The organism is Verrucomicrobiia bacterium, assembly GCA_035495615.1.
GTDB lineage: Bacteria > Omnitrophota > Omnitrophia > Omnitrophales > Aquincolibacteriaceae > DATJFP01.
Genome location: DATJFP010000039.1, coordinates 26,272 through 45,931 on the forward strand (window position 1 = coordinate 26,272; position 19,660 = coordinate 45,931).

The 19,660-nt window shown below is 56.6% G+C and carries 24 protein-coding genes; all 24 read left to right on the plus strand.

Going from position 1 to position 19,660, the window contains the following annotated elements:
- The first annotated feature begins 29 nt into the window (after positions 1-29).
- The 24 genes from VL688_05350 (at position 30) to VL688_05465 (ending at position 19,660) form a co-directional block, all read left to right on the plus strand.
- Complete coding sequence (locus VL688_05350; protein ID HTL47471.1) at positions 30-815, plus strand: ABC transporter ATP-binding protein; 786 nt, start codon at positions 30-32, stop codon at positions 813-815.
- A 27-nt stretch (positions 816-842) separates the two neighbouring features.
- Positions 843-1,463, plus strand: a complete 621-nt coding sequence (locus tag VL688_05355; GenBank protein ID HTL47472.1) for an MlaD family protein — start codon at positions 843-845, stop codon at positions 1,461-1,463.
- 13 nt (positions 1,464-1,476) lie between these two features.
- Positions 1,477-3,345, plus strand: a complete 1,869-nt coding sequence (locus VL688_05360) for a SpoIIE family protein phosphatase (protein HTL47473.1) — start codon at positions 1,477-1,479, stop codon at positions 3,343-3,345.
- A gap of 73 nt (positions 3,346-3,418) precedes the next feature.
- Positions 3,419-3,760 (plus strand): hypothetical protein, encoded by a 342-nt coding sequence (locus VL688_05365; protein HTL47474.1) that lies wholly within the window; start codon positions 3,419-3,421, stop codon positions 3,758-3,760.
- A gap of 100 nt (positions 3,761-3,860) precedes the next feature.
- On the plus strand, positions 3,861-4,058 hold the full coding sequence (locus VL688_05370) for a hypothetical protein (protein ID HTL47475.1): 198 nt from the start codon (positions 3,861-3,863) through the stop codon (positions 4,056-4,058).
- A gap of 62 nt (positions 4,059-4,120) precedes the next feature.
- Positions 4,121-4,471: a (2Fe-2S) ferredoxin domain-containing protein gene (locus VL688_05375; protein ID HTL47476.1), complete on the plus strand. Its 351-nt coding sequence runs from the start codon at positions 4,121-4,123 to the stop codon at positions 4,469-4,471.
- An 82-nt stretch (positions 4,472-4,553) separates the two neighbouring features.
- Complete coding sequence (locus tag VL688_05380; GenBank protein HTL47477.1) at positions 4,554-4,895, plus strand: hypothetical protein; 342 nt, start codon at positions 4,554-4,556, stop codon at positions 4,893-4,895.
- 146 nt (positions 4,896-5,041) lie between these two features.
- Positions 5,042-7,111, plus strand: coding sequence for a hypothetical protein (locus tag VL688_05385; protein ID HTL47478.1), 2,070 nt, complete (start codon positions 5,042-5,044; stop codon positions 7,109-7,111).
- Entirely contained in the window at positions 7,104-7,508 is a 405-nt protein-coding gene (locus VL688_05390) for a bifunctional nuclease family protein (protein HTL47479.1), read from the plus strand. The genes VL688_05385 and VL688_05390 overlap by 8 nt, the downstream gene beginning before the upstream one ends.
- A 58-nt stretch (positions 7,509-7,566) precedes the next feature.
- Entirely contained in the window at positions 7,567-8,493 is a 927-nt protein-coding gene (gene trxB / locus VL688_05395; GenBank protein HTL47480.1) for a thioredoxin-disulfide reductase, read from the plus strand.
- Positions 8,490-8,987 (plus strand): TlpA disulfide reductase family protein, encoded by a 498-nt coding sequence (locus tag VL688_05400; protein HTL47481.1) that lies wholly within the window; start codon positions 8,490-8,492, stop codon positions 8,985-8,987. The genes trxB and VL688_05400 overlap by 4 nt, the downstream gene beginning before the upstream one ends.
- 51 nt (positions 8,988-9,038) lie before the next feature.
- A complete protein-coding gene (locus VL688_05405) occupies positions 9,039-9,341 on the plus strand; it encodes a hypothetical protein (protein ID HTL47482.1) in 303 nt (100 codons plus the stop codon).
- A 22-nt stretch (positions 9,342-9,363) separates the two neighbouring features.
- Complete coding sequence (locus tag VL688_05410; GenBank protein HTL47483.1) at positions 9,364-10,173, plus strand: DUF547 domain-containing protein; 810 nt, start codon at positions 9,364-9,366, stop codon at positions 10,171-10,173.
- On the plus strand, positions 10,170-10,988 hold the full coding sequence (locus VL688_05415) for a carbon-nitrogen hydrolase family protein (protein HTL47484.1): 819 nt from the start codon (positions 10,170-10,172) through the stop codon (positions 10,986-10,988). Before VL688_05410 ends, VL688_05415 begins: the two co-directional genes overlap by 4 nt.
- A 136-nt stretch (positions 10,989-11,124) precedes the next feature.
- On the plus strand, positions 11,125-11,445 hold the full coding sequence (gene rplU, locus VL688_05420) for a 50S ribosomal protein L21 (GenBank protein HTL47485.1): 321 nt from the start codon (positions 11,125-11,127) through the stop codon (positions 11,443-11,445).
- A 21-nt stretch (positions 11,446-11,466) separates the two neighbouring features.
- On the plus strand, positions 11,467-11,715 hold the full coding sequence (rpmA, locus tag VL688_05425) for a 50S ribosomal protein L27 (GenBank protein HTL47486.1): 249 nt from the start codon (positions 11,467-11,469) through the stop codon (positions 11,713-11,715).
- Positions 11,716-11,789: 74 nt separating this feature from the next.
- Entirely contained in the window at positions 11,790-12,752 is a 963-nt protein-coding gene (locus tag VL688_05430) for a GTPase (GenBank protein HTL47487.1), read from the plus strand.
- A gap of 5 nt (positions 12,753-12,757) precedes the next feature.
- Positions 12,758-13,870 (plus strand): glutamate 5-kinase, encoded by a 1,113-nt coding sequence (proB, locus tag VL688_05435; protein HTL47488.1) that lies wholly within the window; start codon positions 12,758-12,760, stop codon positions 13,868-13,870.
- Positions 13,871-13,905: 35 nt separating this feature from the next.
- Positions 13,906-15,171, plus strand: coding sequence for a glutamate-5-semialdehyde dehydrogenase (locus VL688_05440; GenBank protein ID HTL47489.1), 1,266 nt, complete (start codon positions 13,906-13,908; stop codon positions 15,169-15,171).
- Between the two features lie 14 nt (positions 15,172-15,185).
- Complete coding sequence (gene nadD / locus VL688_05445; GenBank protein ID HTL47490.1) at positions 15,186-15,767, plus strand: nicotinate-nucleotide adenylyltransferase; 582 nt, start codon at positions 15,186-15,188, stop codon at positions 15,765-15,767.
- A complete protein-coding gene (locus VL688_05450) occupies positions 15,764-16,993 on the plus strand; it encodes a hemolysin family protein (GenBank protein ID HTL47491.1) in 1,230 nt (409 codons plus the stop codon). Before nadD ends, VL688_05450 begins: the two co-directional genes overlap by 4 nt.
- Positions 16,990-17,934 carry a CNNM domain-containing protein gene (locus VL688_05455; protein HTL47492.1) on the plus strand — a complete coding sequence of 315 codons (945 nt, stop codon included), beginning with the start codon at positions 16,990-16,992 and terminating at the stop codon, positions 17,932-17,934. The genes VL688_05450 and VL688_05455 overlap by 4 nt, the downstream gene beginning before the upstream one ends.
- A 9-nt stretch (positions 17,935-17,943) precedes the next feature.
- Positions 17,944-18,414, plus strand: a complete 471-nt coding sequence (locus tag VL688_05460) for a hypothetical protein (GenBank protein HTL47493.1) — start codon at positions 17,944-17,946, stop codon at positions 18,412-18,414.
- Between the two features lie 142 nt (positions 18,415-18,556).
- On the plus strand, positions 18,557-19,660 hold the full coding sequence (locus VL688_05465) for an AAA family ATPase (GenBank protein HTL47494.1): 1,104 nt from the start codon (positions 18,557-18,559) through the stop codon (positions 19,658-19,660).

Below are 19,660 nucleotides of genomic sequence, written 5' to 3' on the forward strand. Positions count from 1 at the left end.
TGACCGCGAAAAAAACTCAAACGTCCAACATCATTGAAGTCCGGGATTTGACAAAGACCTTCGGCGACCGCACGGTGCTTAACGGCATGAGCCTGGACATTCCCGAAGGAAAAATCACGGTGATTATGGGCGGCTCGGGCGGCGGCAAGAGCACGCTGCTTCGGCATCTGGTAGGTCTCCTGTCGCCGGATAAGGGCAGCATTGTCATCGACGGCTCCGACATCGTCGGCGCGAGCGAAGACCGGATGAACGAAGTCCGCCGCAAATTCGGCATGCTGTTCCAGAGCGCCGCGCTTTTTAATTCCATGAGCGTGGGCGAGAACGTGGCCCTGCCGCTGCGTGAGCACACGGAGCTTTCGGAAGAAATCATCCGTATCATCGTGAAGGTAAAGCTCGAACTGGTCGGGCTCACGGGATTTGAGAGCTTCATGCCGTACGAAATTTCCGGAGGCATGAAAAAAAGAGTGGGGCTGGCGCGTGCGATCGCGCTCGATCCGAAGATCGTTTTTTACGACGAACCCGGCGCGGGCCTTGATCCGATCACGGCCAGCATGATCGATCAGCTGATCCTGGATCTCAGCCAGAAGCTTAAGATCACGTCCGTCGTCGTGACGCATGAGATGAAAAGCGCGTTTCGCATCGCGGACCAGATCATCGTGCTGCACAAAGGCCGCGTGCTGCAGGTGGGGACCGCGGACGAGATCAAGAATTCGAAAAATTCGTATGTCCAGCAATTCATCAATGGGGAGCCGGAAGGCGCGATTCCCTTCAAACAGACCAGCGACGCTTATCTCAAAGGGTTGCTCGAGACCTGAGGAAACCGGGTCCAACGGGAGGAAGGCATGAAATATTCGGCAGCGGAAGTCAAATCGGGCATCTTGATCACCTTGTCGCTCGTCCTTTTCCTGGCGCTGACGTTCGTGGTCGGCGGGACGATGACGGGGAAAACCCGCGAATGGAAGGTCCGCTTTGGCTACATCAGCGGTCTCGAGCTCAATGCGCCGGTTTATTTCGCGGGCAAAGAGGTCGGCAAGGTCACGGACATCGAAATCCTGTCCGGCGACGTGCGGCCGGTGGTCCTGACTGCGAAGATTTCCGACAAGATCATCCTCCGCAAGGATACGCAGGGCTTCATCGATACCCTTGGGCTGATGGGCGAAAAATTTCTGGAATTGTCGCCCGGTACCGCCGGCCAGCCCGAACTTACCGGAGGGGAAGCGATCCCGGGCCTTGACCCCATTCCCATGCACGTCATGATCCGCAAAATGAACATGTTGGCGGACCTGATGGAAGAGCTCACCCGCGAACTCAATCCCATGCTGAAAGACATGAACGGGATGCTCTCGGGCCACCAGGAAGAAATCGCCAAGACGATCGCCAATGCGCAGGAAATTTCCGCCAACATCCGGGACATGACGCAGGATCTGAAGTACCATCCGTGGCGCCTCGTCCGCAAAGGCTGACCTTTGCGGGACTATGTTCTTTAACCCTACGGCCGCCGTCCGCAGAAATTTCTTTGCCGCGCTCCTCATCGGGGCGGGGCTTTTCCTCCTCCACTATTTCCGCGTTCTGAATTTTCATGAGCTCGAAGCGCTGGACCTGCGGCTTCTGCTGCGCGGCAAGCGCCCGGCCCATCACGACGTCGTGCTGGTCGAAATCGATTCCGCGGCACTGGAAGCGCTGGGGCCCTGGCCCTGGTCCGACCGCATCCAGGCCAAAGTCCTCGAAATCCTCGAGGAGGGCTCGCCCCGCCTCGTTTATTTTGATTTGCCCCGCGCCGGAGAAGACCACGAAGGCGAGCCGGAACTGGCAAGGACCATGGAAAAATACGCCAACGTCATCCTGCCGTTTTACCGCGATCCCGACCGCATTTCCGAAGAGGTAACACTGCCCAAACTGCTGCGGGAATCCTCGCGCGCGTACGGTTACGATAATCTGCCCGTGGATCCGGACGGCCATGTGCGCCGCATCCAGATCAGCCTCTTCTCCGGCGGGAAGACTCTTTATGCGGCCTCGGTCCAAACGCTGCTGTCGGATTTCCGCGACGAAGAGGAGGCCTTGCGCCGCTTGAAGGAAATCCCGCGCCACGGCGGCGGCGAATTCTGGATCAGTTTCCCCGGCCGCGAAGGTTCGTTCCTCCATTTTTCGTTGAAAAAACTTTTGGACGCCGGTCCCGCGGACCTTGAGGCTTTCCATAAATTTTGCCGGAACCGCATCGTGCTCGTGGGGCCCGTCGCCGATGAGATCGCGAATTTCAAGCTCACCGCGGGCGCGGTGGACATGCCGCACCTTTTGATCCAGGCCTCGGCGCTTCACACGCTCCTCGCCAAAGATTATTTGAGGGAAGTAAGCCCCTGGCTGCATCTTGGGATCCAGGTCCTGCTTTGCTTCCTGGTCTTTGCCGCCGTGGACCGGGCCGGCCCCCGCAACGCGCTTCTTCTCGGGATGGGCGCGGCCGTTTTTTTTGTGATCCTGAACCTTGCCCTTTTTTCTTTCCAGGGATGGATTTTCCCGCTCTTTTCGCCGCTGACGGCCATGGCCGTAACGTACGTCACGCTTCTTTTCATGGGACAGCTCGACATGCGCTTCCAGGGAGAGCTGCTTTCGCGTGAACTTTCCATGGCCGCGCGCGTGCAGGCGACGTTCCTGCCGCAGGTCAAACCCGAGAGCAAGGATTTCCAGGTCTCCTTCGAATGCCGTTTCGCCAAAGACGTGGGAGGTGATTTTTACGACTGGATGGACCTCGGAGAAGGACGGCTCGGGATTTCCGTGGGGGATGTTTCGGGCAAAGGCGTGCCCGCGGCCATTTATATGGTAAGGGGCATCAGCGAACTGCGGCGTGAGAACAATCCCCAGAGAACCCCCGCCGAAGTCCTGACGGCGCTCAACCAGCGGCTGGTCACGCAGAGTTACACGGGCGGCATGTTCCTCACGCTCAATTACAGCGTGGTGGAACCGCGGGAAAAACAAATCGCCCTTTGTTCGGCCGGGCACGAGCCCATGATTTATTACAAAGCCTCCACGCGCAAGGCCGAGATCATCAAAATCGCGCAGGGGCCTCCAGTCGGCCTTTTTACCGATGCGCCGTACAAGAGCGCGCGCTTTCCCTACGAGCAGGGGGACACGCTCCTTCTCCTCAGCGACGGAGTGACCGAGCTGCGCAATTTCAAGCGCCAGGTTTTCGGGATCGAGCGCGTGAAAAAATATCTGGAAGAGCACGCGCGTGACGACAGCGCGGACGCGCTGGTCTCGGGGCTTTTCCAGCAGATGGAAATTTTCCGGGAAAGCACGCCGGCCCATGACGACCGGACGCTGCTGTGCGTGAAGTTCGGCAGCCGGTTTTGACGAGTTTACAAATTCCCGGGCCCTGTGCTAATGTAGTCCGTTCGTTCGCCCAACCTATTAATAAGGAGGCTCCATGATCCGCCGCAAAGTCCAAGCGCTCAGCCTGATCCTTTTTCTCACCTTCATTCCCGTGGCTTTGGCCGACGGCACGGTGGGGGACTATTTTTACCTCATGGGACACCAGCTCGTGCGCGGCGTCGTCAACGTCGTGACCAGCCCCGCGGACATTCCCTGCACCGCCATCGCGGAAAGCAAACAGGGCGGCAGTGCGTTTACCGGGACAGGCAAAGGCTTTGTGTTCATGCTGCGCCGGATCCTGGTCGGAGTCACGGAACTCGGGACTTTCATCCTCCCGCGCGACAGGACGATCCCGCCGGTCTGCCAGACTTCGGCGCCGCCTTCCGTCAATGCGTAAAGCCTGCCTCATTTTTTGTCAAAAAAAGTCAGCGGCTAGTAATCAAGACTTCCGAAGCGCAATCGCCAGGCACGGCTTCAAAGAAAAAGATTTAAAATGTTTGCCGTACACCTTGGAGGCTTCCGCGCTCGAAAAATCTCTGAAGGATTTCGTGCAGGAAACAGGATGCGGCGAATTGTTTGTCGCCGCTTCCCGCGGGCTTCCCCAGAAATTTTTAAAAGACGTCCTGCCGGCGGCCCTGCAGCAGCTCAAAGCGGATCGCCTGGATCTGGATTTTCATTACCTTCCACCGCGCTGAAAAAATCTCCGCCGCGGGCAAACAATCGTTGGTTTTTTCTCAAAGCGTGATAAAATTTCTCCATGTCTGAAACGAAACACGAGAAGCCGCCGTTTCGTCCTTATAAAAAACACATTTTGGTTTGCACAGGACCGCGCTGCGCTCCCGAAAAGAGTCCCGAGCTGTACAAAAAGCTCAAGGAACGGCTCAAAGAGCTGGGACTGCATGAGGGCGGGGAGAGAATCCAGCGAAGCCAGTGCCACTGCTTCGGCATCTGCGAGGCCGGCCCGCTTGCGGTGGTTTATCCCGACGACGTTTGGTACGCACATTTAACGCCCGAATTGATGGAACGCATCATTCAGGAGCATTTGATCGGCGGCAAGCCGGTCGCAGAAGCCGTTTTCCACCAGGGACAGAGGCTTCCGTCTGCTTGAGACCAGCAAGGGGACGATGCCGCTTGACGGGGCAGGGGCGAAACATATAATAGCCCCTTTAAGCAGATTTTGAGGAGACCTCATGGCCGATCTTGACAGTAAGAGTACGCCGAAAGACCAGGAAATTCAGGACGCTAAATTTTTCGCGGCCGTCGGTTATCTGAGCATCCTTTGCTTTGTACCGCTTGTCCTCAAAAAGAACAACGAATTTGCCCAATTTCACGGAAAGCAGGCCCTGGTTCTCTTCATCCTGGAAATCGCGGCCAGCATTTTGAGAGTGGTTCCCGTGTTGGGTGATCTTGTTTCGACGGTTGCTTTCGTGGTTTTTGGAATTTTATCGCTGATCGGCATTACGAAAGTTCTGATGGGCGAGAAATGGGAAATGCCGGTCGTTTACGAAATTTCCAGCCGCATCAGCTTCTGATCTGATTATTGCGATAAGTTTTTGACTCCGCCTCAGGCGTTATCTTTGGACGTTCCATGCTGCTTGGAAATAAAAAGAAACAAGGGGAAGAGCAAAACTGGTGCATTGTTCTCAGCCCCCTCCGAAATGAGATCGATAAAAAAAGAGTGGCCCGCACCATCTCCGAAGTCTTTTCCCTTTCTCCCGAAGAAGCCAGCGACCTTGTTTCCAACACCCCGATCATCCTGCTCGACAATCTGACCCGCAGCCTGGCCGCCAAGGTCAAAGAATATTTCCGCGGCGCCGGCGCCGAGATCATCCTCACCAACGATATTTTTTACAAACGCAAATGCTACCGGACCGTGTGGCCCGATCCACCCAATCTTTCCTTTCTCCACAAGCTCCAGCAGGAGGAAAAAGCCGGCGAGAAAGAGGAGGCCCTGCCAGCGGAGGAGGCCCTTCAGGAAATCCGTTCCCTGCAGACCGAGCCGCCGCCGGTTCCGCGCCACGAGCCCGAGGCCCCGCGCATGGGACTTCACGAAAAAGCGCACAAGCAGCTCATCGAAGAGCTGGATCGCTGGCGCCAGGAATGCATGAGCCGCCGCGCGGAAGTCGAAAAGCTGCAGACGGCGCTGGAAAAAATCCAAAAAAATCCCGGGACAGACGGACACTCCAAAGACTCGCCCGCCCATGAAAAAGACAAACGCGTCCGTGAGCTCATGGCTTCGCTTGCTGGCGCGGATGAGAAATACGACGCCTTGAAAGAAGAATACCGCCAGGCCCGGCTTTTCTTCGAAGAAAAGATCGCTTCCGTCATTCGCCAGCGCGGCGACGACGGCAAGGTGAAGGACCTGGAACAGCATCTCCGGGTGCAAATCGAAAAGAACCGAGCGCTGGAAAGAAATCTGGAAGCGGCCAAGTCGGCCCAGACCCAGGGCGGCGCTTCGGAAGCCCTCACGCAGGAGCGCGCGGCCAACGAATCCCTCCGCCGCGATAACAGCCAGCTTGTCGAGGCCAACAAGCGCCTGGATCACGAAGTGCAGGACAAAGCCAAGCAGCTCGAGAACCTGAAAGCGCAGACCAACCGCCAGGGCTCGGCCCTGGAAGAGCTGGAAGGCGGGGTCAAGAACCTCGACTCCCTGCGCAAGCAGCTCGAGTCGGCGCTTGGGGAAAAAGAAAAGATGCGGCAGGCCGCGCGCGAGCAGGCGGACCTTCTCGAGCTGAAGCTTGAAGACGCGCAGAAAGATCTCGGACTCTGGAAAGACCGCGCGCTCGAAATGGAAAAGCGGCTGCAGCAGCTCGAAGAAAACAAAAATACACTGGCGCATACGGTCGAAAATTACAGGCTTGCGGAGGATGAGAACCGCGGCCAATACGAAGAAATCCAGGTCAAGTATCAGGAGATGCTGGCGCAGCGCGACAAGGACCAGCTGAAAGCGCTCAAGTATGAAGACGCCCTGAAAAATCTCGAAGTCTCGCTGAAGGAAGCGGCGGCGCAAATCGAGCTGAAGACGCAGAAAATCGCGGAGCTGGAAGTCCGCCTTTCCGGCCAGGACAAAGAAATCGCGGCTCTCCGGGAAACGAAGACGGGCCTGGAACGCCTGTTTCAGCAGAACGCCCACGCTTTAAAAGAAAAAGAACAGGCCCTGGACGCCTCGAGCCGCGAAAAAGAGATGTTCCTCGCGCGCATCGACGAGCGGGACAGGTCCTTCCTCTCGCTCCAGGCCGTTGCCCGCGGTTTCGAAGAAGAGCTCAAACGGATCAAGGCCGCGCAGGAAGAGCAGGTGCGCTTTCTCCAGGAGGCCAAGTCGCTGCAGCTGCGGGTGCGTGAGCTCGAGGAGCTGAACCAGGCCAAGCAGCAGGCGCTTCAAGATTTTCACAAGGATGCTTTGGAGAAGGCCAAGCTCGCCGAAGCCAAAGACCGCGAAATCGATTTTCTGAAACGACAGCTCCAAAACGTCCATGATCAGAACGAGCAGCGCGAGCTTCTGCAGAAGCGGACGCAGCTTGTCGCGCAGCTCGGCCAGAAAGAAGAGCAACTCAAAAGGCTTGTCGAGCAGCAGGGCCGCATCGAGACCGAGATCCGGCAGAGAGAAGAAACCATGCGGCAGATCCTGACGCAGCAGGAATCGCTCGAAAAAGAAATCGTCGAGTCCAAGCAGGCCCAGCGCCACATGCTCGAACACGCCAAGAAAAGCAAGGCCGCGCCCGGCAAGGAAACGCCGTCTCATGATTGAGCTCGCCCTCAGCAAAATCAAGATCGACGAGAACCGGAACGAGCAGGTTATCATCTTCCGCGAGAAAGAGGGGGAGCGCTATCTTCCGGTCGTGATCGGCATGGCCGAAGTCAACGCCATCAAGCTGAAGCTGAGCGGCGTCAAGCCGCCCCGGCCGCTCACGCATGACCTTTTCGTCCAGATCTTCGAAAAACTCGGCACGAAGCTCGAAAAGGTCGTCATTGACCGCCTCGAGAACAACACGTTTTACGCCAAGCTGCATCTGAACCGCAACGGCGACGGCCCCGTCATCATCGACGCGCGGCCGTCCGACAGCGTGGCCATCGCCATCCGCACCGGCGCCCCGATTTTCGTCAATGACGATGTCATTGGACAGGCGGGCGTTACCGAAATATAATACCTCCCTTTCTTCGGATTCAGGCCCTGCACTTTTCGACTTCATGAGGAGATAGAGCATGAAAGAATTCCAAGTCATCATCATCGGCGGCGGCGGCTCCGGCCTCACGGCCGCGCTTTATACGTCCCGCGCCAAATTGTCCACGCTTCTTGTCGAAAAGCTGACGCCGGGGGGGCAGATCGCGCTGACCGACCTGGTGGAAAATTATCCCGGCTTTCCCGAAGGCATTCTCGGCCCGGAAATTTCTCAGCGCATGGAAGAACAGGCCAAGCGTTACGGCACCGAAGTCGAGTACCGGGAAGTCACATCGCTCGAAAAGAGCAATGGCAAGTTTCTGGTGAAGACGGCGGAGGAAACCTATACCGCCCAGGCGCTCATTCTCGCGGCCGGAGCATCTTTCCGCATGCTGGGCGTCCCGGGGGAGAAAGAGCTGACCGGCAAAGGCGTTTCTTACTGCGCCACCTGCGACGGCGCTTTTTTCAAAAACAAAGAGATCATCGTGGTCGGCGGCGGCGATTCCGCGCTTCAGGAAGGGCTTTTCCTCACGCGTTTCGCGACGACCGTTACTATCATCCACCGCCGTGACAAGCTGCGGGCCAGCCCCATTCTCCAGCAGCGCGCGCAAAACGATCCTAAGATCAAATTTATCTGGGACACGGTCGTGGAAAAAATTTCCGGCCAGGGCAAGGTCGGTTCCGTTACGCTGAAAGACCTGAAGAAAAATTCGAGCTATGAATTCAAGACCGACGGCGTCTTCATTTTCATCGGCCACGATCCCAACACGGGGTTCCTGAAAGGCTTCGTCGAGCTGGACGACAAGAATTACATCAAAACGCCGAACGGTTCGGTCAAGACGTCGGTGGACGGCGTGTTCGCGGCGGGCGAAATCCGCGCGGGCGCCGTGAAGCAGCTCGTGGCCGCGTGCGGGGAAGGGTGCGAAGCCGCCTTGGCCGCGCAGGAATACATCGACCATCACCACGCATGAAAAAAGGCTGGCTGCTTCTCGTCCTGATCGCGTTCGCGCTTCCGGGATGCGGGCCTTCTCCGCAAAAGCCGGGCGGCCGTTTCAAGGGGCAGGCGGCGCCGGATTTCGCGCTGCCGTTTTTTCAGGAGCCCGGCAGGAAGTTTTCCCTTTCCGCAACCGCCGGCCAAACACCCGTCCTGCTCGTCTTCTGGGCGACGTGGTGCCCGCCTTGCGTGGAAGAAATCCCGCAGCTCAACGAAATTCAAAAGCGTTATGAACCGGGCACTTTGAAGATTGCCGCGGTTAACGTGGGGCAGTCGCACGAAGCCCTTTTGGAGTTCGCGCGCGAACATGATATGAATTACGATATTTTGATGGACGAAGCCGGGGAAGTCGCGGGACGCTATGGCGTTGCGGGCCTTCCCGTCGCCGTCCTCCTTGCCAAAGGAGGGGAAATTATTTATTATGGTTTCACCCTTCCTCGAATAGAGGAGTATCTACCCCCCTCCCATTGACGGGGCCGTCTTTGTTCAGGCACAGGTAACTCATTTTTTAGGAGGCAGTAAATGAGTCACGAGTCGGATTTTAACCAAGACATGAAGAAGTTCATCCAGATGCTCAAGAAGATCCTGAACAATTCCCCGTTCCTGGAAAAAAGCAAAGATTTCAAAGAGGCGGCCGACACCACCGAATTCAATGTTAATTTTTACATCTTCCCGCTGATCTCCATGTCGCCGGAAGAAATGGACGAGCTGGAGGAAATTTACGAGAATTTTCTCATGGACGACGACAGGAACGCCGAAGACCTGACGCCGGACCTGACGAAAAGCGATCTGGATTTTCTGCGCCGTCATGGCATCCGGTTTTAGCACCGGGAGAGCCTCCTGTTTTTTGAGGGCTTTTCCCTTCCTCATCGGCCTTTTGATTTTGATTTCACCCGCGGCTTCCGCCGACCGCCTGACCAAGCCTTTTGACCATTCTGCCTGGGACGAGCTGCTCAAAAAATTCGTCTCTCCCGAGGGCAGCGTCAATTATGAAGGCATCAAGGCCGATCCCACGCTGCTGAACACGTACCTCAACAGCGTCGCAGCCCTCAATTCGAAGGAATTTACCGAGTTTTGGCCGAGAGAAGAAAAGCTCGCACTCATCCTCAACCTTTATCACGCGGCCATCATGAAGCACGTGATCGAACATTATCCCATCAAGTCCCTGCAGGACATCCCGGGTGTCTGGGACATTCCCGTTGTCCACCTTGGAAAATTCCGGCTGAGCATCAACCAGCTTCGCGATACTTATTTGATCCAGACTTTCCGCGACGAAAAAATCGAGGCCGCGCTTTCTTGCGGCGCCAAGAGCTGCCCGCGCCTCCAGCGAGAGGCCTTTACGGGCCCGCGCGTGGAAGGCCAGCTCTACCTCGCGGCGCGCAATTTCGTAAACGACTCCTCGCTGAACATCGTGGTGCCCGGGAAAAAAGAGATCAAGCTCTCGCGCATTTTTAAATGGTACGCCGGCAACTTCCGTCTGGATTTCGGCAACCCCGAGATCCAGGAAAAGTTCAGCATCGAGGAAAATGCCGTGCTGGCATTTCTGGCCTACTACTCGGACAGCCCTGAGAAAGTCCAGTACCTCGAAGGGCGGAACTACAAAATCAAATACCTGCCGTTTGACTGGTCGCTCAACGACTGGCGGACAGAGGAATGAAGCTGCGGGTTGCATGCATACAGAACAGCGCGGGACCCCGCTTCGATCAGAATCTGGCCCGCTCTCTGCGGCTCGCCGGACGCGCGCTCGAGCAATCGCCCCAGATTATCGCTTATCCGGAAAACTTTTTGTGGCGCGGCGATTCCTCGGGACTCGAGGAAGCAGCGCGCGCGACGCCTGAAGCCGTTGAGATTTTCAAAGAATTGGCCCGCAGCACGAAGACGGCCTTCCTTCTCGGCAGCGTCGTGGAAAAAAGCCCGGTCCGCGGGAAATATTACAATACTTCCTTGTTTGTTTCGGAGCAGGGCAAGATCCTGGCGGCATACCGGAAGATCCATTTGTTCGATATCGCCTTGAAAAAAAAGGTCAGCGTGAAGGAGTCCCGCCATACGGCCCGCGGGAACAAGCCTGCGATGTTCCGTTATCGTGGAATCAAGATGGGGCTCAGTATTTGTTATGACTTGAGATTTCCGGAACTTTACCGGATTCTGTCCGCGCGGGGCTGCCGTCTCGTGTTCGTGCCTTCCAATTTCACGCATGCGACGGGCCGGGCCCACTGGGAGGTTCTTCTCCGCGCGCGCGCCGTCGAAAACCAGATTTTTATCGCGGCTCCAGCACAGTCGGGGACGAATCCCGCGACGGGCATCCGGAGCTTCGGCTCCACCATGATGGTTTCGCCCTGGGGAGATGTGGAGGTGCGGGCGCCTGTATCCGGCGAAGCCGTCATCGCCGCCGAATTCGACTTTGCGGAGCAGGACCGCCTGCGCGCGGGGTTTCCGGTATTGAGCCATCGCCGGCTGAAAAGTTTCTCCTAAGTCCAGGACCTGTTGCAGCTTAAGAACCCATAAAGACATTGACACGCGGGGAGCCCATCCCCTATAATCTTCATTCCTTTTACACGTAACCCTTTGATTACCTATTTCTTACGCAATCCGAAAGCAGGAACGAACAATGTCAAATTATGCAATCGTCCAGACCGGCGCCAAGCAATACCTCGTCGAGCCCAATCTGGTCATCCAGGTTGAAAAAATTGCGCCCCAAGGCAAAGACGCGCGCGTCGAATTGGATCATGTCCTTCTGGTGAAAGACGGATCCGGCATCCGCGTGGGGCAGCCGCTGTTGAAGGGCGCCAAAGTCATTTGCGAAGACCTGGGCGTGGTCAAGGGCCCGAAAGTCGTTTCTCTCGAATACCGGCGCAGAAAGGCGTCCCGCAACAAAAAGGGACACCGCCAGAAGTTTTCCAATCTGCTGGTCAAAGAAATCGTCAGCTAATTTTTTTCAGAAGAGGTCGTCATGGCACATACAAAAGCACAAGGCAGTACGAATAACGGAAGAGATTCAAACTCCAAACGCCTCGGCGTCAAAGTCTATGGCGGTCAGAAGATCCGCGCGGGAAGCATCATCGTCCGCCAGCGCGGCAACCGTTTCCATCCCGGGCTTTTCGTCGGCCGCGGCAACGACTTTACGCTTTTTGCAAAGCGCGATGGGATCGTGGAGTTCAAGAAGAATAAGACCGTCAACGTTCTCCCGCTTGCACAATAATTTCACCTTCACTCTGAAAGGCTAAAAAACGACCCAATCGTTTTTTAGCCTTTCTTCTTTTCCGGCGGCAATTTATGTTTCTCAATAATGTCCATCTTACGGTGCAGTCAGGCGGCGGCGGCCACGGATGCGAGAGCTACATGGGCCGCACCGACAGAAAGCGTGTGCCTGACGGCGGGGACGGCGGCCGCGGCGGGCGCATCATTTTCCGCGCCGACAACAACGCGCCTTCACTCATGAATTTCCGCTTCCGCCAGCACATCCTTGCGGAGACAGGCGGCCACGGCGGGGCCAGCAAAAAAAGCGGCGCCAATGGCAAAGACACGCGCATCCTCGTTCCCGTCGGCACAAGCGTCTACGACCGCAGCCGCAGTTTCCTCATCCGCGAGCTCAAGAACAACGGCGATGAAGTCATCGCCGTGGAAGGCGGCAAAGGCGGCTCCGGCAATTTTGGCGGAAAAGAAGCCACTTCCGGAGAACCCGGCGGCATTCTCGAAGTCGAGCTCACGTTCCGCATTCCCGCGGATGTTTTTCTCGTGGGGCTTCCGAATTCCGGCAAGTCCGCGCTCATGAACCGGCTGACCAACACGCACCTGAAAAGCGAGCCTTATCCTTTTTGCACGCAGTCCCCGGAAATCGGCGTTTATGAAGTCTCCGATTATGAAAAGGTCACGCTTTGCGAGCTGCCGTCCATTTACCGCGGATCACAGGAAGGCCGCGGCTGTGGAACCGATTTTCTGGCGCAGCTGGAAGCGGCCAAATTCATTTTGTACGTGCTGGATCCGCTTTCGGAGTTCGCTTCTTCGGTGAAAGAAGGTTACGAGCTGCTCCGTGAAATCGTCGGCGCTTTCAACGAGAAGCTCCTCGATATTCCGCACGCGATCGTCATCAACAAGATGGATTTGAAGGAAGCGCAGGCGAAAGTGAAGGGCGAGCGTTTCAAACCCCGCGTCCAGGTTTTTCAGATTTCCGCGGCCGAAGGTAAAAACCTCGGGCCTCTTTCCGAATTTCTCAAAGAAACGTTTTGCTCCGCGTGAGCGATATGTCAGAACGCATCAAAAAAAGCAGGCGCATTGTCATCAAGGCGGGAACCAGCATTCTCACCGGCAAGGACGGTTCTTTCGCGCCGGAGAACATGGCCCGGCTGGGAAACGAGATCGTTTCGCTCATCGAAGAGGGCAAGGAAGTGGTGCTCGTCAGTTCCGGCGCCATCGGCCTCGGCATGGAGATCGCGTCCTTCAAGAAGCGGCCCAAGGAAATGGCCAAGCTCCAGGCCTGCGCCGCCATCGGCCAGGGCAAATTGATGCATGCCTACGAGCTTTTTTTCTCGAAGCGCGGCATCCATACCGCCCAGATCCTTTTGACGCGCGACGGCCTCGAGATCCGGGAACGCTTCCTCAGGGCAAGCGATACGGTGGAGGAGCTGCTGAAGATGAAAGTGCTTCCCATCGTCAACGAGAACGATACGATCGCGACCGATGAGATCGCCTTCGGCGATAACGACAAGCTGTCGGTGCACGTCGCGCACCTGGTGCGGGCCGACCTTTTGATCATCCTCTCGGACGTGGACGGCTTTTACCTGAAAGACGGTTCGCGCGTCCGGCGCGTGAATTCGCGCGGAGAAATCCAGAATGAGCTGGTCAAGCACCTGAAAGATACAAAAAAAGAAAAGACCGTGGGCGGCATGGCCGCGAAACTCAAGGCCGCGTCAACGGCCATGGAGCTCGGCATTCCGCTGCTCATCGTGAACGGCCACGAAAAAGCCGTCCTCTCCCGCGCGCTTGACGGCGATGATGTCGGCACGCTTTTCATGCCGGCCAAAGACCGGCGCAATGCTCGTGAGATGTGGCTTTCTTTTTCCGCGCCGCGACAGGGAACACTCGTGGTTGACGCGGGCGCGCACGAAGCGCTGCGCCAGCGCAAGGTCAGCCTGCTGCCCCGGGGGCTGGTGAAAGTTCGCGGCGACTTCGGCCGCGGCGCGGTCGTGGAACTCGAGACTCCGGACGCCAAAGTCTTCGGCCGGGGAGTCGTGCGTTACTCCAGCGACGAACTGGGCCGCTTGATCGGAAAAAAGAGCGGTGAAATCGAAGCGGTTTTGGGCTATAAGTATCAAGACGAGATCGTGCACCGCAACGACATGGTGCTGTGGGATTGATCATGGCGACGGCGGAGATGAAAACGGGTGAAAAAATGAAAACGCATTCCTGGGAGAAAGAACTGACGGGCGTCCTTGCCGCGGCCAAAATCGCCGCGCGCGAAGCTGCGGGCTTGAAGAACACGCTCAAGAATAAGATCCTGGAAGATGCCGCCGGCCGCATGGTCAAAGAGACACAGACGCTTTTGCGCGAGAATCTGAAAGACCTTCAGAACGCGGAAAAAGACGGTCTGAGCTCGGCCATGATCGACCGCCTGCGTCTCACGCCGGACAGGATCAAGCAGATGGCGGAAGGCGTGCGCGCCGTAGCCCGGCTCGAGGACCCGGTAGGCCGCGTGCAGGCCCGCTGGAAAAGGCCGAACGGGCTGAAGATCACCAAAGTCACGGTTCCCATCGGCGTCATTCTGATTATTTTCGAGTCGCGCCCGAACGTCACGGTCGAGTGCGCCGCGCTGTGCCTGAAAAGCGGCAATGCCGCCCTGCTGCGGGGGGGCAAAGAGGCTTTTCATTCCAATCAGGCCCTGGCGTCGATTTTTTCGAAGTCGCTTGCGCGCTTCAAGGCATCGCCGAACATCGTGAATATGATCGGAACGACAGACCGCGAGGCCGTGGACTTTCTGCTGCGGCGCCAGCAGGACATCCAACTTGTCATTCCGCGCGGCGGCCAGTCCCTCATCCGCAAGGTGGTCGAAAACTCGCGGATTCCGGTCATCAAACACTATCAGGGCATTTGCCACGTGTATGTCGACGCGCAGGCGGATCTCAAAAAAGCTTTGACCATCGCGCGCAACGCGAAATTGCAGCGTCCGGGCGTGTGCAACGCCATGGAGACGCTGCTCGTCCACAAAAAGGTGGCGCCGCGTTTTCTTTCCATGCTCAGCGAGGCTTTCGGCGCGGAAGGCTGCGAAATACGCGGCGACCGTGAGACGCTCAAATACGTGCCTTGGGCGAAGCAGGCCAAGGCCGAAGATTACGGCTACGAATTTCTGGACAAGATCCTGGCTGTGAAAGTCGTGCCGGATGCGGCCTCGGCCGTCAGGCACATCCAGGAGCATGGCTCCGCGCACACGGACGCCATCGTGACGCGCAGCAAGAAGGCCGCGCGCTATTTCGTCGATCACGTCGATTCCTCGTCGGTCATGGTGAACGCCTCCACGCGGTTCGCGGACGGTTTCGAATACGGATTCGGCGCGGAAATTGGAATCTCCACGGACAAAATTCATGCCCGGGGCCCTATGGGACTGGAGGGGCTCACCTCTTATAAGTATGTCGTCGAGGGCAACGGGCAAATCCGGTCCTGATATTGCGAAAAAAAATGAAATTAGGAGTTTTAGGCGGGACATTCGATCCCATTCACGAAGGTCACTTGGCCCTGGCCCGCGCTGCCCGGCAGCAGTTTGCCCTGGATAAAATCCTGTTCATTCCGACCCGTCTGCCTCCCCATAAAGCTGAACGTACCGATCTCGCGCCGGAATCCCACCGGGCGCGGATGGTGGAACTCGCGATCCGAGGCAATCCTGATTTTGAAATGTCCCGCCTCGAGCTCGACCGTCCCGGCGTTTCTTATACGATCGATACCCTTCAGGATCTGGAAAAACGCTATCCCGGCGCCGGCCTCTATTTGATCCTGGGCGCGGACACGCTGGAAACGCTCGATACCTGGCGGGACGCGGACAAGATCAGGAAAATTGCGGGGCTGCTCGTGGCCAAAAGGCCTGGGAGCGACGTGCGGGGCTGCGGCGACGAAGGGGTGTGCTGGATCTCCATGCAGGAAAATCCCGCGTCTTCCTCGCGCGTGCGCGAAGAATTGCGGCGCAGCCATCTTGCGCCGGGAATGCTTCCGGCGGCCGTCCTGGATTACATCCAGGAAAAGAAACTCTACGCGGGCCGCGCATGAACTTCTTGCTGCATTTTTTCATCCTCCTGGTGCTCTTCACGCTGTCAGGCTTTTTTTCGGCTTCCGAGACCGCGATTTTTTCCCTTTCCAAGATCGAAAAGCGGCGCGTCCAGAAAAAATACCCGCATCTCTATCCGATGGTCAACGACCATCTGAATCATGCGGGCCGCACCTTGACGACTATGGTCGTGGGAACGCTCCTGGCCAATACCGCGGCGGCCGCCATCGTGACGCTCCTCGTGATGGAAAGAATGCCCCGCGCGCTGGGCTGGGTCATGGGCGTTTATACGATCGTGATGATCGTCTTCTGCGAGATCATCCCCAAAGTCCTGGCGGTCCGGAAGAACGAAGCGGTGGCGGCCTATTCCGTGATTCCGCTCCGTTTTTTCAGCGTGTTTTTTTATCCCGTTTATCTCCTGACGCAAAGGGTGATCAAGCGTTTCCACAGTTTCATCGACGCCCCTCCCGCGGAAAAAAATGACGAAGTGTCCGAACAGGAGTTCCAGGCGCTGGTCAAAATCGGCGAAGAGGAAGGCGTCCTGGACAGGCAGGAACGCATGATGATTCAGAAGCTGTTCGAGCTGGGGGAGCGTCCGGTGCGCGAGATCATGACGCCGCGCGTGGACATGGTCGGCTTGGACATCGAGGACCCGCAGGAAAAGCATGAAGAGATGATGCGAAAGTATCATTACACGTATTTCCCCGTCTACAAGGGATCGGTGGACCACATCCTGGGGTATGCCGCGGTGCAGGAATATCTCCTGAACGACATGCGCGACCTCATGCAGATCCTCAAGCAGCCGCTCTTCATCCCGGAAACCAAATGGATCGACGAGCTTCTGGAGGAGTTCAAACAGAAGAAACAGCACTTTGCCATCTGCGTGGACGAACACGGCGGGACGGCCGGCCTCGTGACGCTCGAAGACGTGCTGGAGGAGATTTTTGGGGAATACCACGACGAATATTCCAAGGTCGAAAATCCCATCCAGCAGCTGAATCCTTTCGAGTTCGTCGTCAACGCCAAGATTTCCCTGACGGACTTCAACGAATTTTTTAAAAGCAGCCTCGAATCCGAAGACGCGACAACGCTGGGCGGGTTTATCCTGGAGAGGCTGGGAGAAGTCCCGAAGCCGGGCAGCGCTCTGAAGCTTCCGGAATTCGAAATGCGCATCCAGAAGATGGTCCGGCAGCGGATCCTGACCGTCATCGTCAGGAGGATGAAATGACCGGGCTGTTTTTCTGGTTTTTGCTCTGCCTTCTGCTTTACGCCTTCTTTTCGGCGTCCGAGCTGGCCTTTCTGTCTGCCGACAAAATGAAAATCCGTCAGATGGCGGACGAGAAGAACGCGGCCGCAAAAAAAGTCATGGACCTCTATGATAAGCCGCAGCACTTTCTGACGACGCTTCTCATCGGCAACAGCATTGTGAACATTGCGGCCACCTCCATCCTGACTTATTTCTTGAGCACGGGGCTCGGCATTAAGAATGAATGGGTCGTCACCCTGATCATGACGCCGGTCTTCCTGCTGGGCGGGGAAGTCCTGCCCAAGGATTACGGCCGCCTGCACGGCCAGCGCTTCCTGCTGTTTTATGCCGGCCTTTTGAAGTTCATCCGCAGGATTTTCAAGATTTTCACCAAGCTCATCTTGAAATGGGTGGATTCGCTGCTCGCTCCGCTGGGGCCGACGGAGACCAAAAGCATCTTCGTCAATGAAAAGGAATTCCGTTCGCTCATCGAGGAAATCACAAAGTCGGGAGTGGTGAGCGCCCACGAAAAGAAAATCATCGATACGATCCTGGATTTCGAGAAAGTCAAAGTCAAAGACGTGATGCTGCCGATCTCGGAAGCCCCGAAGCTGGAGATCCAGGGCAAGGTCAAGGACGCGAAGAAGCTGGCGCGGGAAATCGGCGCGCGCATGATCCTGATTTACGAAGAAGATCCTTCCATCGTGGTCGGCATGGTCTACGTCTTCGACCTGCTTTTCGAAGACGACGACGAGAAGGGGCTGCGTCCGTTTCTGCGCTCGCCGATCTTTATTCCGGAGAGCACTTCGAATGAAAAGGCTTTTTTCACGCTGCAGCAAAAGCGCCAGTCCTATTGCGCCGTAATGGATTCCCGTCATGATGTCGTGGGCGTTGTCGGCATCGAAAGGCTTCTGGCCTTCTAAAGGAGATTTATGCTGAGAAAAATGAAAGGCATTGCCGCTGCTATTCTCATATTTGCCGCCGCGGTTCCGTCTGCGAGCGCGGTCAGCGTCCAGGAAGAGGTGGGGGCTCCGCCTCCGGAAGTCTATCAGGCCGCCCTGAGTGTCCTCACGCCCTACGGTATCGACAAGCAGGATCCCGAGAAGTTTGTCGTGGAAAGCAACTGGATCGAGGACAGCGTCGAAAGAAAACAAAAGCGTTATATTATCCGGACCCAAAAAAAATTCGCGCGGCGCTACCGCGTCAAAGTCACCCTGACGCCGTGGCCCCGCTATGCCGTCATCAAAATCGAAATCGATCCCCGCTACCGTCCCATTGACTCGGCCGCTTTTGCTCCGTGGCGGAAGTTGTCGAGTGCCCGCGATGACTACGAATTGGCGCGGGAATATTTCCACCGCATCCTGACCAGCATCGAAGCCGCCCGCGCCGCCCAGCACGCCTGATCCTTCTTGTCCGATGATGCCCGAAATGAACGTAGGCGAAAATATTACACACAACTTACTATAAAGCTTTACTAAGGGAGGCCGTTAATTAGAGCACGGAATTCTTCTTATTGTTTGCTTTCATTTCCGCGAAGAGGGATGCGTGAGAGTTTTAGCGGTCGCTAATCAAAAAGGGGGATGTGGAAAAACGACAACATGCATCAATCTTGCCGCCTGCCTTGCCCACCTGAAAAAAAGAGTTCTCTTGATTGATCTAGACCCGCAGGGACATTCCTCCTGCGGCCTCGGAATCCGTTCGGAAATGCTGCCTTTTACGGTTTACGATTTACTCCGCGTCGGCGTTGAGCAGGCTCCGCCTCTCACCGAAGTCATCCAGCAGTTGAATCCGTACTTCGACGTGCTTCCCGCTACGACGTCCCTTTCCTGCCTGGAAGAAGACCTTGCGCATTGCTCCGACCGCGAGAGAAGGCTGACCCAGCAGATCGTTTCGAAGCTGAAAATCGAACAGGCTTACGATTACATCATTCTCGATTGCCCGCCGAACCTGGGTGTGCTGACCTATAACGCGCTCGAGACCGCGGATGAAATTTTGATTCCGATCGAACCCTCGTTTTTTTCACTTCACGGACTCGCCAAAATCACGGAGACGGTCCAGCGCTTCAACAAGAAGAGAAGGGCGCCCCTTCATCTTCATGCGCTGCTTACGATTTTCGATTCGCGCACGAAATTCGCCAAGGAAGTCTACGAAGAAGTGAAAAGCCATTTTCAGGAAAAACTTTTCCGCTCGATTATTCACGAAAGCGTGGTGCTCAAAGAAGCGGCCAGCGCCGGACGCAGCGTCGTGGATTACGCCCCGGAATCGCAGGCCTTCCGCGATTATTTCAATCTCGCGCTCGAATATCTCGGACGCGAATGGGATCTCCTGTTTCCCATGGAAGAACTGGGCTGGGGGAATTTCATGCGGAACAAATTCGGTCCGAGACGGGCGATTGGCGGCGTGCTTTTTCAATGCCTCAACCCGGACGCGAAGACCGTCGAGATCGCCGGCGATTTTAACAACTGGGTGCCGGAAGCCATGGCCAAGCCGGTCGGAAGCAGCGGGATATGGCAGAAGATCATTCCCATCCCGCATGGAGAATTCCGTTATAAATTTATCGTAGACGGGGAATGGCAAGTCGACCCCGGACACCCGCAGGTCAAAGAAAACACCTACGGCACATTGGATTCCTACTTAAAGGTTGTGTGA

What these genes read in the sequence shown, in the direction of transcription:
- VL688_05405 (HTL47482.1), top strand. Translation starts at nt 9,039, where the DNA reads ATGAGTCACGAGTCGGATTTTAACCAAGACATGAAGAAGTTCATCCAG.
- VL688_05450 (HTL47491.1), top strand. Translation starts at nt 15,764, where the DNA reads ATGAACTTCTTGCTGCATTTTTTCATCCTCCTGGTGCTCTTCACGCTG.
- VL688_05380 (HTL47477.1), top strand. Translation starts at nt 4,554, where the DNA reads ATGGCCGATCTTGACAGTAAGAGTACGCCGAAAGACCAGGAAATTCAG.
- proB (HTL47488.1), top strand. Translation starts at nt 12,758, where the DNA reads ATGTCAGAACGCATCAAAAAAAGCAGGCGCATTGTCATCAAGGCGGGA.
- rplU (HTL47485.1), top strand. Translation starts at nt 11,125, where the DNA reads ATGTCAAATTATGCAATCGTCCAGACCGGCGCCAAGCAATACCTCGTC.
- VL688_05455 (HTL47492.1), top strand. Translation starts at nt 16,990, where the DNA reads ATGACCGGGCTGTTTTTCTGGTTTTTGCTCTGCCTTCTGCTTTACGCC.
- trxB (HTL47480.1), top strand. Translation starts at nt 7,567, where the DNA reads ATGAAAGAATTCCAAGTCATCATCATCGGCGGCGGCGGCTCCGGCCTC.
- VL688_05390 (HTL47479.1), top strand. Translation starts at nt 7,104, where the DNA reads ATGATTGAGCTCGCCCTCAGCAAAATCAAGATCGACGAGAACCGGAAC.
- VL688_05430 (HTL47487.1), top strand. Translation starts at nt 11,790, where the DNA reads ATGTTTCTCAATAATGTCCATCTTACGGTGCAGTCAGGCGGCGGCGGC.
- VL688_05440 (HTL47489.1), top strand. Translation starts at nt 13,906, where the DNA reads ATGAAAACGCATTCCTGGGAGAAAGAACTGACGGGCGTCCTTGCCGCG.
- VL688_05375 (HTL47476.1), top strand. Translation starts at nt 4,121, where the DNA reads ATGTCTGAAACGAAACACGAGAAGCCGCCGTTTCGTCCTTATAAAAAA.
- VL688_05460 (HTL47493.1), top strand. Translation starts at nt 17,944, where the DNA reads ATGCTGAGAAAAATGAAAGGCATTGCCGCTGCTATTCTCATATTTGCC.
- VL688_05360 (HTL47473.1), top strand. Translation starts at nt 1,477, where the DNA reads ATGTTCTTTAACCCTACGGCCGCCGTCCGCAGAAATTTCTTTGCCGCG.
- rpmA (HTL47486.1), top strand. Translation starts at nt 11,467, where the DNA reads ATGGCACATACAAAAGCACAAGGCAGTACGAATAACGGAAGAGATTCA.
- nadD (HTL47490.1), top strand. Translation starts at nt 15,186, where the DNA reads ATGAAATTAGGAGTTTTAGGCGGGACATTCGATCCCATTCACGAAGGT.
- VL688_05355 (HTL47472.1), top strand. Translation starts at nt 843, where the DNA reads ATGAAATATTCGGCAGCGGAAGTCAAATCGGGCATCTTGATCACCTTG.
- VL688_05400 (HTL47481.1), top strand. Translation starts at nt 8,490, where the DNA reads ATGAAAAAAGGCTGGCTGCTTCTCGTCCTGATCGCGTTCGCGCTTCCG.
- VL688_05365 (HTL47474.1), top strand. Translation starts at nt 3,419, where the DNA reads ATGATCCGCCGCAAAGTCCAAGCGCTCAGCCTGATCCTTTTTCTCACC.
- VL688_05415 (HTL47484.1), top strand. Translation starts at nt 10,170, where the DNA reads ATGAAGCTGCGGGTTGCATGCATACAGAACAGCGCGGGACCCCGCTTC.